This is a genomic window from Planococcus alkaliphilus (assembly GCF_057031095.1).
This window is the reverse complement of sequence record NZ_CM168060.1, coordinates 2,010,126-2,023,178: the sequence shown is the minus strand read 5'-3', so window position 1 is coordinate 2,023,178 and position 13,053 is coordinate 2,010,126. Positions and strand designations below refer to the sequence as shown.

The window sequence follows — 13,053 nt, the reverse complement described above, 5'->3', positions numbered from 1 at the left end:
TGCAAATGTAGAAAATTACATAAGGAATTCAACTAAATAAACAACAAATAGCAAAGAGTCATCAAAGTTTTCCAATTCTATTCGAAAAATGGCTTTCCAAAATCACTTGTAATAAACTACATAAGGATTTTATTTAAAAACAAAACCCGCAACAAGAAAAAGAGAGCTTCAATAAAGAAGCCCTCAACAGAATTAAAACCAAAACCCGGCAGAGCAACTGATAATGAGCAGAAGAATAAAAATAGCCGTCATAGCTGCATCCACTTTTTGGAGTTTAATCACCTGGAAATATTCTGATCTTGCTTCGCCTGTAAATCCACGGGCTTCCATCGCGAAAGCGGAACGCTCTGCATTGCGGACAGCTCCGGCAAGCATCGGAATCAAGACTTTCCGCATGCCAAGCAAACGACGCAAGGCATTTTTTTCGACTTCAGCACCGCGGAGTCGATGAGCTTGCTGGATTTGGGTGAATTCATTTTTCATTACCGGAAGGAATTGATAGCCAACCAGAACGCCATACGCAAGTTTGGGCGACAGCTTCATCTGCTGCATCAAACTCATGATGAATTTCACAGGATCGGTCGTAAAAGCAAACATCAGCGATAAAGTAGAGAAGGCCATCACACGAAAAGCGAGCGACAGCGCAGTTTCCAATTGATCAGCAGTCACTTGAAATCCTAAGTATGACCAGATGACTTCGCCGCTTGTATCAGCAGCAAAAACGATGGCCGTCCATAAATAGCCGAATGCACCTAAAGCAAAAGGGAGCATAAACAAAGACCAGGTTTTCCAGTTCACTTTGCTCATGAAAACTTGCATAAGCAGAACGCCGATCCAGAAAAAGAACGGAGTCCATGGGTTGAAGAAAAAAGCGATGGCGAACATCGAAAGGGTCACCAGAACAAATTTCAGCGAAGGGTTCATGTCATGCAAAAGATTTTGCAAACTGTACAACTCCTTTCGGCGGAAGCAAATGGTGTTCAGCGAGCAAATCCGTATTTTTCCAAACTTCATGGGTAGGGTATTTTCCGGTCATTTTCCCGTCTTTTAACAGCAGGAGGGAATCGGCGAGACTTGCTGCAAATTCCATATCGTGCGTGACGATTAAGAACGTGGCGCCTTCGTCTGACCGTTCAGCAATCAGTCGATGCAACTCTAGAAGCGCAGCTGCGTCCTGGCCTGAAGTCGGTTCATCCATCAAAACAACCGTGCGCCGGTCGGCAAGCATCGCACCAGTTGCGACCCGGCGTTTTTGGCCATGACTGACTGAAAACGGATGGTCGTATTGGATTTCCTTCAAGCGCAGCCGGTCCATCAAATCTTCCAATTCGTCTGGAGTTGAAATGCCAGAAAACGCCAGTTCTTTCGCTACGGTTTTTTCTAAGAATAAATACTCAGGAGACTGCGGCACAAATCCGACTCCAGGTGATTGGATGCTCCCGGCATTAAGCGGGTATATTCCGCATAATGCCTTTAATAACGAAGATTTCCCACTGCCATTTGGCCCGGCAACGACCATGATTTCACCTTTATGGGCAGTAAATGATAGACCGGACAAGAGTTCTTTCCCATTGGCCTTTACTGCAATTCCTTCAGCCTTTAGAACGGTTTCTGAACCCATTGACGAAATCCGTTCAGGCAATGAAACTGGAGAACGGACACTGGCTATTTTGTCGCTGATAAAACAGCCAGAGGGATCCAATTGGATTTCCCGGCTGAAAAAAGAATCCCATAAGTCGAGCCGGTGCTCTACGGCAACAATTGTCAAATTCAAGTCTTGCTGCAAATGGTCTAGCCAGTGGATAAACTCTTTCGCAGTTACAGGATCCAAATGCGAGATCGGTTCGTCCAATAACAGCACTTCAGGTTCCATGACCAACGCACAAGCAGCTGCAATCCGCTGCTTCATACCGCCTGATAGGGATTGAATCACTTCATGGCGTAAGGCTGACAAACCAGTCAGCTCTAAAACTGCTGTGATTTTTGCGTTCATTTTCTCACGGGGAACATGCAAATTCTCCAGAGTAAAAGCCAGTTCTTCTTCAACCGTCGGCATGCAAAACTGGGAATCGGGATCCTGGAAGACGGTCGCGACCCGGCGGTTGATTTCACCCGGCGCATACGACTCAGCATCTTTCCCGAAAAGCCGGATGCTGCCTGTGAGCTCTCCATCGCAATTAAGCGGGTATAAGCGATTCAAGAGGTAAAGAAGCGTACTTTTCCCGCAGCCGCTTGGCCCTGAAATGACAACGCGTTCTCCGTTATGGATATCAAAGGAAATAGCAGACAAGGTCGGCTGTTCGTCGTCTGGAAAACGGAAGCCAATCTGTCTAAGTGAAAAAACGGCTTCATGCACGGGCATCACTTTTCTTCGAACGAGAAATGGCGTAGCCGCGAAGCGAACCCGTCGCAAGCAGGCCATCCGAAATGAATTTCCCGCCGATCCCAGCAATAATCATGCCGCTGAGCACACGCAAGGTAAACATCAAAGCGACAAAAGAAGGGTCGAGTGCTGCATAGCCTGAAATGAAATAGCCGTATACAAAACTGAAGACGGCGGAACCGGCGCCGGCAAGCATCAGCACAGCAACATTGAAATGCTTGTAGCCAGTTATGGCAAAAGCCGCTTCTGCGCCTAGGCCTTGTACAATGCCAGACAATAGGAGGCGGGGGCCGACCGCGTTCCCAAGCAGCACTTCAATCGCTGCAGCCATCGATTCCGATAACACCGCGGCTCCTGGTTTTCGGATGATGTTCATGCAAATGATCGAAACGATAAACCAGATCCCGAACATCCATTCATAGGCGAGCGGACCGATTACAGCCGCCCAAATGTTCGAAACGTGGACAAATACCAAATAAACGATGCCGAAGACAACCGCAAATAAAGACATTAACACGACTTCTTTTAATTTCCACGATGTCAGCATTTTATTTGCCTCCGTGTGATGGGCTATTGATGCTCATCGATACCGTCATGACGAGATGGCGATGCTCTTCTGAACGGGCATTTGTAAATGCTTCTTCATAAAAGGCAAAGACCTCATGAATATCGCCATGAATGCCGCTTGCGTAATGCATCGAATCATTAAAGACACCTTGTTCTTTTGCACGGTCCACTTCACGGTAAATAACCGCCATATAATCCGGGTTGTTCATTGGATATAGCGCAAATTGAGAAGAGACATATTGCTTGGTGGTATCTGTGTTCAACAATTCATCCGATTTTTCCAAATACACATCTCCCGCCGAGTCGCCGGGGCAGCCGATGGAAAAAGTGCCCGAAAGCGCGACATGTTCACCGGTTTTTGCCGCATGCAAAGCTAGTGCTTTTGCGACGTTGAAGACATGATTCTGTTTTCCGCGAATCACCGTAGAGACGTCGTCTGTATGCATCCAGACATTCGAAGTGTCTGTTTCATTCAGTGCCCCTTTGATGATTTTAATGAAATCGCCGGTCATCGGATGAAGCGAAAAGCGAAATCCGACAATCGGGCTAGTGCCGCATTGCAATGGTTCCATATTGAATTCCTCCTAAAAATGTGCACAAAAAAAGCCGCATCCGCGAAGATGCAGCCATAATCTACAAATAATTTCAAAAGGAATCATTTCAGAAATGCGCCGCACTTCCTCACGCAGGTCCTAACCTGATCGAGTTATAAGGGATTGAAGCTTGCGCTTGCATCTCAGCCATAATGGGCACCCCTAGTGCAGTAAACGGTATGCGGTTTTTGTGGGCCGGGTTTGCCCGGTTGAGTTCAGTGTAGCGGATATGGATAAGGAAGTAAAGCACCTAAATAACATAAGGCAGGATTCAAATACTTTGAATTCAAGTATTTCTTTCTGACTCCATGTGCTATTATATGTAAGTTATTCCATATTGAAGGGAAGAGGATCATTGGACAAATCTGCAATTCAGTCGAACAGAGAAACCATCTATTTCATCACTAGCTTGATTTTCAGTATCATCATTTATGTATTCGCCATCATTTCTGTCGTCGGCATTGCCATCGCCCTTATCATTTTTGCTTTTATGCTTTTTGCCAACGCCATGATGTTAGGATCCATACGCGGAAACGGCGTGCGGATCCACGAACGCCAATTTCCGGATGTCTACGAACGAGTGCAAATTCTTTCAAAAGAAATGGAACTCAAAAAAGTTCCAGAAGTTTTTGTCATTCAGTCGGAGGGTGCATTGAACGCCTTTGCGACCCGTTTTTTCGGCCGCGACATGGTCGTCTTATATTCAGAAGTGTTTGAACTGGCATGTGAGCAGGGCCAAGAAGAACTCGACTTCATCATCGCCCACGAACTGGCACATGTGAAACGACGCCATGTCTGGAAGAATCTTTTGATTGTGCCGGCAGGGTTTATTCCTTTCTTGAGCCAGGCCTACAGCCGTTCATGCGAATACACTTGCGACCGCCATGCAGCTTTCACGATCCAAAACGCTGCGGCTGCAAAACGCGCATTGACGCTTCTCGGCATCGGCAAGAAAATGTATAGCGAAGTCAATGAAGAAGCTTACCGCGAACAGATTTCATCCGAATCGAACGGCATCGTCTGGCTCAGCGAAGTGCTTTCGTCCCATCCGCTCCTGCCAAAACGCATTCAGGCAATCCAGCAGTTTGAAGGAAACGATGCCCCTATCTACACACAGAATACGGGAAGAATTGCCATTGGGGCAACACTGATTTTTGTGGGCATAACAGCTGTTTATTTCATTAGCATTGCGCTTTTTGCCGGTGGAACACTCGTCTACTCCCAATTTCTAAATGGGTTTGACGATGCGCTTTATGCTGAGGAGGATTTTTCGATTGATGGGCAGACGCCATTGATTGTTGCCGCAGCTGAGGGCGATTTAGCAGGTGCTGAAGAAGCTGTAGCTAATGGAGAAGATATTCATGCAGTCGATGCTGATGGAAGTTCCGCTTTAATGTATGCAGTTTTTAATGGTGATAACGAAATGGCTGCATACTTAATTGAAAATGGAGCAAACGTTAATTCCATGGATGATTATGACACCGCCATCGGGAATGCCGTCTATTATGGTGAATACGATACGGCTTTATTGCTTTTAGATTATGGCGCTGATCCGGAGCTTGAGGGCCCGGATGGGATGTCAGCCATGGATTATGCAGAAGCGTCATCCGAGGCGGAATTTGTCGAGTATTTGGAAACTGGATTTTAATGGGACGAAATTAAATTAAAAGAAATAAGTTCAAATCCGCCAATTCTTGGCGGATTTTTTTATTTTAGCACGATGGCCTTCTGACAAAACATGATAATATGGGTTAATATCATTCAGATTATATAAGGAACGATAGGAGAATTCCATGGAAAAATCACTCGTCTGCATCACCGCTTATTCAAACAAGTTTTGGAAGATCAAAGTGCAGGGAAATATGTTTATCGTCTCTTACGGAAAAATCGGAACGCAAGGCTCCATCAATACGAAAGAGTTTTCTTCAGAAGAACATTGCCTGCTAGAAGCGAATAAACTGATTCAGTCAAAGCTGAAAAAAGGCTACAGGGAACAGGAAGAGAATATTGGCCAAGCCAGGCAGATGACTGAGGCAGGGTTCTGGCAGTTAATCGATGCCGCTCATCAAAAAGGCGATTTCATGGAAGAACAGCTCGAGTGGCTCATTGAACAGCTAGCGAGAAAATCCATCAATGAAATCGTCCATTTTGATATTCAATTTAACCGTGTTTATCAAAAATCGTATACGTCCGATTTGTGGGCTGCAGCTTACATCATCATGGGCGGATGTTCAGACGATTCCTTCGATTATTTTCGGGCATGGCTCGTGTTCGCTGGGAAAGAAGTTTATGAACAAGCAATAGCGGATCCAGAAAGCATCATGCCTTATTTAGATGAAGAAGAGGTGCCTGAATTCGAAGATTTACTGTCGTGTGCGACGATCGCCTTTGAAGAAAAGACTGGGCTTGAGCAAGAAGAATTTCTCAATATATACAATTCCTTAGCGGGAGATGAAGGTCCGACTCCGGAAATCGAGTTTGACTGGGATGAAGATGACGAAGCAACCTTGAGCCGCAAGTTTCCGAAGTTATGGGCAAAGTACGGAGAAAATCCTTTAGGCTAATAAATAAGCATACGGGATTCCTGCATGAAAATATTAATCAATTAGAGTCGAGCCTAAGTTGAAAACTTATCAAATTCATCTTAGGCGTTTTTTATTCAGTAAAATTAGTACCTATTACTAATAGTTGATGATAGAATTAGGCGTAAGCAACTTGAAGGGATGAGATTATTGATTATTTCTAAAGCCAGAATTACAGCCATCGGTTCCTATGTGCCTGAAAAAATATTGACTAACCATGACTTGGAAGAAATGATTGATACCAATGATGAATGGATCGTCCAACGGACGGGCATTAAAGAACGCCGAATCGCGGATGAACGTGAATTCACAAGTGACATCTGCATAAAAGCTGCTGAAAATTTAAGGGAGCGTTTTGATAAAACGCTGGAGGATGTCGACATGATCATTGTTTGTACGATGACACCGGACTTTAAGACGCCGAGCGTATCTGCCTTGGTGCAGGCGAAGCTTGGCATCCTGAATACGGGTGCCATTGATTTGAATGCAGCATGCTCCGGATTCACCTATGGAATGCAGGTCGCGAACGGTTTAATAACAGCCGGCATGAACAAAAAGATTTTGGTTATTGGTGCAGAAACCTTCTCTAAAATTCTGGACTACAGCGACCGTTCCACTTGTATTTTGTTTGGAGACGGTGGGGGAGCGGTTCTTGTTGAATACGACGAAAGTTTGCCGAGCTTCATCGCTTCACATTCCGGTACGGATGGACAATTAGCCCATAACCTCTACTGTACAGATCTTTCAACGCAAATGTTCGGCAACGAATTAGCGGTCAATGGATTTGTCACGCAAAATGGACGCGAAGTCTATAAATGGGCAGTCAACACCGTACCGAAAGGAATGAAGGCCTTGATGGATAAAGCCGATTTTGAAAAAGAGAAGGTGGATTGGTTTGTCCCGCACAGTGCCAACCTCCGGATCATTGAGTCCATCTGCAGCAGAAATGATTTGCCGCTTGAACGGACCATTTACAGTTTGGAGTATTTTGGAAACACGTCTGCGGCATCCATTCCGCTATCACTGGACAAAGGGGTGCAGGAAGGAAAGATCAAGGCGGGTGATAACTTGTTGTTATATGGTTTCGGCGGGGGATTGACACATGCGGGGATGTTAATCAATTGGTCGATCTAAGGGAAATAAAAAGGAGTTGTCCCCATTTACTTTTGGGACAACTCCTTTTGTGTTAAATCTACCAAACAGCATTTTAAAAGATTAAGAATTCCAGAACCATTCATGAAGAACAGCTTTTTAGCGGAAGCCAATAATCATCAATTTGCCTTCTTTAAGAAGTTGCTTGGTTAAATACTTGGCCATTAACGGATAAAGCTTCAGGTTTCTCACAACTGCTCTCCATTCGGTAATAAACGACTTCCCGCGAAGAAATCAGGAAACCGTGCATCGCTTCAAGCACATGCTGCGCAAGCTGTCCGCTAGCACGGTGTTTCTCTCCATTCAAGATGGCGTGCGCCATGTCCGCTACACCGAGTCCGCGTTCATTTCCCTGAAAATCTGAAATTAGCGGAATGTCGGAAAAAGTTTCATCCCCTTTTTTCCGTATCCGGACCGGTCCGCCAAATGTATTTGGATCCGGTAAGAGCAAGGTTCCTTCGCTGCCGTAGATTTCAATGGGCGGCAGGGAAGAGCCGCCAAAAGCATCAAAGCTCGAGGTGAGCGTAGCAATCGCACCGGAGGCAAAATCGATTGTTCCGGCAATATGTGTTTCCGTGGAAACGGTGATTTTCTGACCGGCATTCGGTTCACTTGACACGGTCCGTTCGGGATAACTGATGCGGGCGGATCCGGCAATTCGCTCTACCGGCCCAAGCAATGCAATCAAAGCGGTCAGGTAATAAGGGCCCATATCAAATAAAGGACCGCCGCCTTTTTCATAATAGAAGGCGGGATTCGGATGCCAATGTTCATGGCCTCGTCCGATGACAAATGCCGACGCGCCAATGGGTACGCCAATTTCTCCTTTTTCAATCAGCTGAAGAGCGGTTTGAATACCAGCTCCTAAAAAAGTATCAGGAGCGCTTCCGACAACCAATCCTTTTTCATCGGCTTTTTCTAAAACGCGTTTAGCATCCTCGAGCTGGATCGCCAATGGCTTTTCGACATACACATGTTTGCCGGCTTCCAAAATTTGAAGCGATACTTCTGCGTGGACTTTTGGCAATGTTAAATTGATGACCAGGTCAATTTCGGGATCATCCAGTAATTCCTCCACGCTGCATGCTTTAGGAATGCCAAATTGGTCGGCTTGGGATTGAGCTCGCTCTAAATCCAAGTCTGCACAAGCTGTTAATGCTAAATGGTTGTATTGCGGGATATTTTCCATGTAAATGGAGCTTATGTACCCGCAGCCAATAATGCCGATCGTAAATGGTTTCATGCCTTTTCCTCCTGAGGTCATTGGCTATCGCCCATACCGGTATAAACTTGGGCGTTTTCAAAAACAGCTCGGTTTTGGTTGTTTGGATTTCCGTAAAGTTCTTTTCCTTCTGCAGCCCATAAAAATCCTCTTTTCATAATTAACGAAACTTCGGGCATCGCGACAATATTTACTGCATGTCCAAGCGAACTGTAGAATACGCGTCCGAGTCCCCAACGCTTCGTCCAAACGACTGGCATATCTACGGCTTTATTTAATGCATGCGGACCATCGGCTACTGGAAAACGGGTTGTGGCCAGCACTTCAACAGCCGGGTCGACATGAAGGTAGTATTGTTCGCTGACGACTTTGAAATCGTCGAGGCCTTCTAGAATGGGGCTCGAGGATTGCTTTATATTGACCATATACTCAATGCCATCGTTTCCGGGATGGGCAACCCAATTGCCGCCGGTCATAAATTGCCAATCTACGTTTTTCCGGAAAGAGTCGCACATACCGCCATGGCTTCCTGCAAGCCCAACCCCGTTAATGACCGCTTCTGAAACATTGCGCACATATTGGGGATCCATTTCTCCCATCGTCCAATGCGGCACGATCAAGTTAAGCGCTTTCAATTTTTCGGCATCTGCATAGGCATCAAGGGAATCGGAAATCTCGACTTCAAAACCTTCCGATAGGAGCAGTTCTTTATAGATATTCGCCACCTGCTCCGGTTCATGGCCATCCCAGCCGCCTTGCACAATCAACGCTTTTTTCTTCATAGATGCTTCACTCCTAACCGATTGTATTCCTATTTTAAAGACTTGCTACGTCAATCCATCTTCTTTCTTTTATCGATTGTTCAACAGCTTCGAGCACTTGCTGGCATTTGACCCCGTCATTGAAATTCGGGGAAGGCTGCCGATCTTCTTGAATGGCATCCAGGAATTCAACGAAAGCATGTGTAAAGGTGTGCTCATATCCGATCGGATGCCCAGTCGGCCACCACACGCCTGAATAGGCATGGGCTGAATCTGTTGCGAGCACACGGCGGAATCCTTGGACATCTTCTTGGTCGTCAGTGAAATAGACCTGCAGCTCATTCATGCGTTCAAAGTCGAAAATGACGCTGCCTTTGGAACCGTTGATTTCAAATGAATTGGTGCTGCGATGGCCGGAAGCAAATCGAGTCGCTTCAAAACTGCCAAGTGCACCGTTCTCAAAACGAGCCATAAATAAAGTTGCATCATCAACCGTTACCGGTCCTGTTTCTGTCGTGGCTCCACTTGTCGCAGATAAACCGCCTGATTCACCCGGAAGCGGCCGTTCTTTGATGAAGGTTTCGCTCATTCCGATAACTTCTTTCATGCTGCCGATGAGATAATGCGCCATATCAATTAGATGTGCACCTAAATCGCCATGCGCACCTGAACCGGCTATTTCCTGCTGAAGACGCCAGGCAAGGGGGAAGTCCGGATCGACCAGCCAGTCTTGCAAAAACCATCCCCTGAAATGGTAGATATCGCCTAAGCGGCCTTCTTCGATCAATTTTTTAGCCAGAACCACTGCAGGGGCAAACCGGTAGTTAAAGCCGACCATATGCTTCACGCCAGCACTTTCCGCGGCTTCAAGCATGTCGCGTGAATCTGCCAAAGAAAGGGCAAGCGGTTTCTCACAATATAGATGTTTGCCAGCACCAGCTGCTGCGACCGCTATTTCTTTATGGGCATTGCTTGGTGCATTGATGTCGATGATGTCAATATCATCCCGGGAAACAATCGTTTTCCAGTCAGTGCTAAATTCCGCCCAACCGAATTGGGCCGCCGCTGCTGCCACTGCTTCCTCATTTCGTCCGCATATTACTTGCATCGCAATGGGGAGGCGGTCAGGAAAGAACATCGGCAATGCACGATAAGCATTGCTGTGAGCTTTTCCCATAAATTTATAGCCGACCATTCCAATATTCAACTGATCCATATAATCATCTCCAATCTTTGTCCAATTGATAAACAAACACAATTTCATTTTCCTGAATAGTTAATATTCTGTCAAATTTAAACCCAATTAAAGAGAAATTATCATGTGTGTTTTGGAAGAGAAGATAAAAAAACGCCCCATGGGCGTTTTTTCATCGACTCCGAATTTTTGATAATAAGCGAAGAATTTCAAGATAGAGCCAGATCAGTGTCACGAGCAAGCCAAAGGCACCGTACCATTCGAAGTATTTCGGGACGCGTTTTGCAGCTGCGTTTTCGATGTAGTCAAAATCCAATACGAGGTTTAAAGCTGCGATGATGACGATCACTACACTAATGGCTATGCCGATCGGACTTGCTTCATGCAGATAAGGAATTTGAAAGCCGAAAAAGCTGCCGATGAAGGAAATCAGATAAACGACAAAGACTGCGCCGGTTGCCGCAAAGACCCCGAGCCTAAAGTTCTCTGTGACTTTGATCAAGCCCGATTTATAGGCGAGCAATAAACTCAGTAAGACACCAATGGTCAATAAAACAGCTTGGAACACGATGCCGCCAAATTGCACTTGGTACTGAGCGGAAATGGCCCCGATAAACAAGCCTTCCAAAAGCGCATAGACCGGTGCTGTAATCGGCGAAATTTTGGGAACGAAAATCGTAATCAAGGCAACGATAAATCCGCCAATTGCGCCGATAAGGATTAACGGAGTTACACTGCCTGGGTCATTGAGAAATTGATTCCAGGAATAGATGCATGTAGCCAACACTAAAAGCAGGAGGATGAATGTTTTATTGACCGTCCCTTGGATGGTCATCAAACGGCCACTTGCACTTGATCTGATAAATTTGTCGTCTCGTAAACTTGGATTGCCGCTTCTCATATTCATCACCCCGTCTATTATTTCAATCAGATTTCATTATATCTTTTTATAGCTGAAGCCTGTTAATGAAAACTCGTTTTTATCCATATCATTCAGAGACGGCTCTTTCAAAAAGAGAAGCCCCATCACTATACCAGGCAGGTGATGGGGGCAAGCTGTGTAATCAGCATCGCAAATATTTTCGTTTGAATCCAAGTTGGCCCCGGTCCAAAGCTTTTTGGATGGTTTCTGAAGCAAGCAAAGTGCCACTTTTTTTCTCGCCTTTTCGGATTTCTACAGGGCCGACTGCTGCAGCCGTTTCCATTGCTTTCTCATGAAGCGGTTCAAAAGAAATGGCGATGGTCGAGATAAAACTGTTCATGGAGACTTTTGTCCGGTCAGGCGCTTCGTGGATCTGTTCTTTCACTTGGTCCAGCATCGCCGAAAGTTTGTTTTTGTCGAACTCACTGTCAGGCCATCTTCCAAGCAGCCAGCAGTAACAGCTCCATCCGGCAGACATCTTCAATTCCTCGCCGCTCGCAATCCATTTATCCGCGAGTTCCTGTGCAAATGGTGCTTCCGCCAAGGAAACAGCTACGACATAATCGGAAAGCATGTAGATATAGGCACCTTCTATCCAGCGTTCAAACTCTTCCTGTGTTTTCATATCTGAGATAACGCCCGCAAAATACATGGCATCATAGTTGCCGGTAGCATAAAGTTCATCTGCCAAAGCTTGGTCTTTCTTGATTTTCTTCGCCAGCGGCTTCATTGCGCCAGTGGCGACGCCGAATAGCGGTTCGCGTGCACCGTTTCTGAGGTAAGTGTTTTTCGTGCGTTCCGTGCCGAGTGTTTCAAGTTCTTGCAGTACTGTATCTCGATCCATCTCTATCTCTTCCTTTCCTTGATGCAATAATGAATTCAATTTGAACCTATCAGTTTATAAGGAGGCAATACTGAAATGTCGGAACGTATATTCGTTAGTTTATCATGATTTTCCCTCTTTTAGTACAAGTCCAGTCAGTATCAATGGGGCATTCGAAAACAATGATAAGTGAAGTTTGCTTATCTCGAATTCGAGGCATATAAATTGTGCGGATACTGAAGGAGGAGTAAAATTAAAATCAGCAACCGGGATATTTTAAGTTAGTATCGGTGAAGTGGTTTGCAACGGAAGCATTAGGGAAACAAGGACAGTAAGCCAGAGATTCACATATAGAGATAAAAATAAGATAAAGTAGGTGCATAAATATGGAAGCGAACAAGATGATTCTAAAGACGAGTGATTGGGTTAAAGGGAAGTCCCGCCACGGAGAATTGATTATCGGCTATATCGATTCCATGAATGTCCTTAAAGAAGCGGTGAACGTTACAGTTGTAGAGAGCGATAACGAGGCAATTATCGGCATGACAATTGCCATGCCCATTCAAATAGTCGAAAGCATTCCGGCTACAGTAACAAAAGAAGTGGCGGAATTGGAATTCTTGATCGACCTCGCACTCGCTACTGATGATAAAGAATGGTTCCAAGATCTTTCCAGCCAGTTGAACGAGAAAAAACAAGCGGTCAATTAATCCGTTAATTTTAATAGAAGGTAGGAAGGGCTATCCATTAAGTCGGTTAAAGACTTATTGGGCAGCCCTTTATTTATGATAAAACTGAAAGGGAAACGATTGCTCTTGTCTCTTCATCGAAAAGAAGTTGTTCCAAATTGCTT

Annotated in this window: 13 protein-coding genes and 1 riboswitch; of the genes, 4 read left to right on the top strand and 9 right to left on the bottom strand. The window is 45.4% G+C overall.

Annotation, left to right across the window (positions count from 1 at the left end):
- Positions 1 to 192: 192 nt before the first annotated feature.
- Genes AC2EXB_RS10865 through AC2EXB_RS10850 form a run of 4 tightly spaced genes read right to left on the bottom strand, consistent with a single transcriptional unit; the run spans position 193 to position 3,522 of the window.
- Positions 193 to 945: an energy-coupling factor transporter transmembrane component T family protein gene (locus AC2EXB_RS10865; RefSeq protein ID WP_483601392.1), complete on the bottom strand. Its 753-nt coding sequence runs from the start codon at positions 943 to 945 to the stop codon at positions 193 to 195.
- Positions 926 to 2,362 carry an ABC transporter ATP-binding protein gene (locus tag AC2EXB_RS10860; protein WP_483601391.1) on the bottom strand — a complete coding sequence of 479 codons (1,437 nt, stop codon included), beginning with the start codon at positions 2,360 to 2,362 and terminating at the stop codon, positions 926 to 928. The genes AC2EXB_RS10865 and AC2EXB_RS10860 overlap by 20 nt, the downstream gene beginning before the upstream one ends.
- Positions 2,349 to 2,930, bottom strand: a complete 582-nt coding sequence (locus tag AC2EXB_RS10855; RefSeq protein WP_483601390.1) for an ECF transporter S component — start codon at positions 2,928 to 2,930, stop codon at positions 2,349 to 2,351. Before AC2EXB_RS10855 ends, AC2EXB_RS10860 begins: the two co-directional genes overlap by 14 nt.
- Before the next feature lies 1 nt (position 2,931).
- Positions 2,932 to 3,522 (bottom strand): YkoF family thiamine/hydroxymethylpyrimidine-binding protein, encoded by a 591-nt coding sequence (locus AC2EXB_RS10850; protein WP_235196332.1) that lies wholly within the window; start codon positions 3,520 to 3,522, stop codon positions 2,932 to 2,934.
- Between the two features lie 89 nt (positions 3,523 to 3,611).
- Positions 3,612 to 3,717: riboswitch (TPP riboswitch) on the bottom strand.
- Between the two features lie 181 nt (positions 3,718 to 3,898).
- Here AC2EXB_RS10850 and AC2EXB_RS10845 point away from each other — a divergent pair.
- The 3 genes from AC2EXB_RS10845 to AC2EXB_RS10835 all read left to right on the top strand — a co-directional run bounded on the left by AC2EXB_RS10845 (position 3,899) and on the right by AC2EXB_RS10835 (position 7,259).
- Complete coding sequence (locus tag AC2EXB_RS10845; RefSeq protein WP_483601388.1) at positions 3,899 to 5,191, top strand: M48 family metallopeptidase; 1,293 nt, start codon at positions 3,899 to 3,901, stop codon at positions 5,189 to 5,191.
- 145 nt (positions 5,192 to 5,336) lie between these two features.
- Positions 5,337 to 6,107: a DUF4240 domain-containing protein gene (locus AC2EXB_RS10840; RefSeq protein ID WP_483601387.1), complete on the top strand. Its 771-nt coding sequence runs from the start codon at positions 5,337 to 5,339 to the stop codon at positions 6,105 to 6,107.
- A gap of 168 nt (positions 6,108 to 6,275) precedes the next feature.
- Positions 6,276 to 7,259, top strand: coding sequence for a beta-ketoacyl-ACP synthase 3 (locus AC2EXB_RS10835; RefSeq protein WP_483601386.1), 984 nt, complete (start codon positions 6,276 to 6,278; stop codon positions 7,257 to 7,259).
- Positions 7,260 to 7,410: 151 nt separating this feature from the next.
- Here the strand turns inward: AC2EXB_RS10835 and AC2EXB_RS10830 are convergent, their stop codons facing one another.
- The 5 genes from AC2EXB_RS10830 to AC2EXB_RS10810 all read right to left on the bottom strand — a co-directional run bounded on the left by AC2EXB_RS10830 (position 7,411) and on the right by AC2EXB_RS10810 (position 12,221).
- The gene (locus AC2EXB_RS10830; RefSeq protein ID WP_483601384.1) at positions 7,411 to 8,520 is read right to left on the bottom strand and encodes a Gfo/Idh/MocA family protein; all 1,110 of its coding nucleotides are present in this window, start codon (positions 8,518 to 8,520) and stop codon (positions 7,411 to 7,413) included.
- A gap of 17 nt (positions 8,521 to 8,537) precedes the next feature.
- The gene (locus tag AC2EXB_RS10825; RefSeq protein ID WP_483601382.1) at positions 8,538 to 9,281 is read right to left on the bottom strand and encodes a ThuA domain-containing protein; all 744 of its coding nucleotides are present in this window, start codon (positions 9,279 to 9,281) and stop codon (positions 8,538 to 8,540) included.
- A 34-nt stretch (positions 9,282 to 9,315) separates the two neighbouring features.
- Positions 9,316 to 10,476: a Gfo/Idh/MocA family protein gene (locus AC2EXB_RS10820; RefSeq protein WP_483601380.1), complete on the bottom strand. Its 1,161-nt coding sequence runs from the start codon at positions 10,474 to 10,476 to the stop codon at positions 9,316 to 9,318.
- 151 nt (positions 10,477 to 10,627) lie between these two features.
- Positions 10,628 to 11,356, bottom strand: a complete 729-nt coding sequence (locus tag AC2EXB_RS10815; RefSeq protein ID WP_483601379.1) for a Bax inhibitor-1/YccA family protein — start codon at positions 11,354 to 11,356, stop codon at positions 10,628 to 10,630.
- A gap of 163 nt (positions 11,357 to 11,519) precedes the next feature.
- Positions 11,520 to 12,221, bottom strand: a complete 702-nt coding sequence (locus tag AC2EXB_RS10810) for a DNA alkylation repair protein (protein WP_483601377.1) — start codon at positions 12,219 to 12,221, stop codon at positions 11,520 to 11,522.
- 365 nt (positions 12,222 to 12,586) lie between these two features.
- Between AC2EXB_RS10810 and AC2EXB_RS10805 the strand changes: the two genes are divergently transcribed.
- Positions 12,587 to 12,910: an IDEAL domain-containing protein gene (locus tag AC2EXB_RS10805; RefSeq protein WP_483601376.1), complete on the top strand. Its 324-nt coding sequence runs from the start codon at positions 12,587 to 12,589 to the stop codon at positions 12,908 to 12,910.
- Positions 12,911 to 13,053 lie beyond the last annotated feature (143 nt).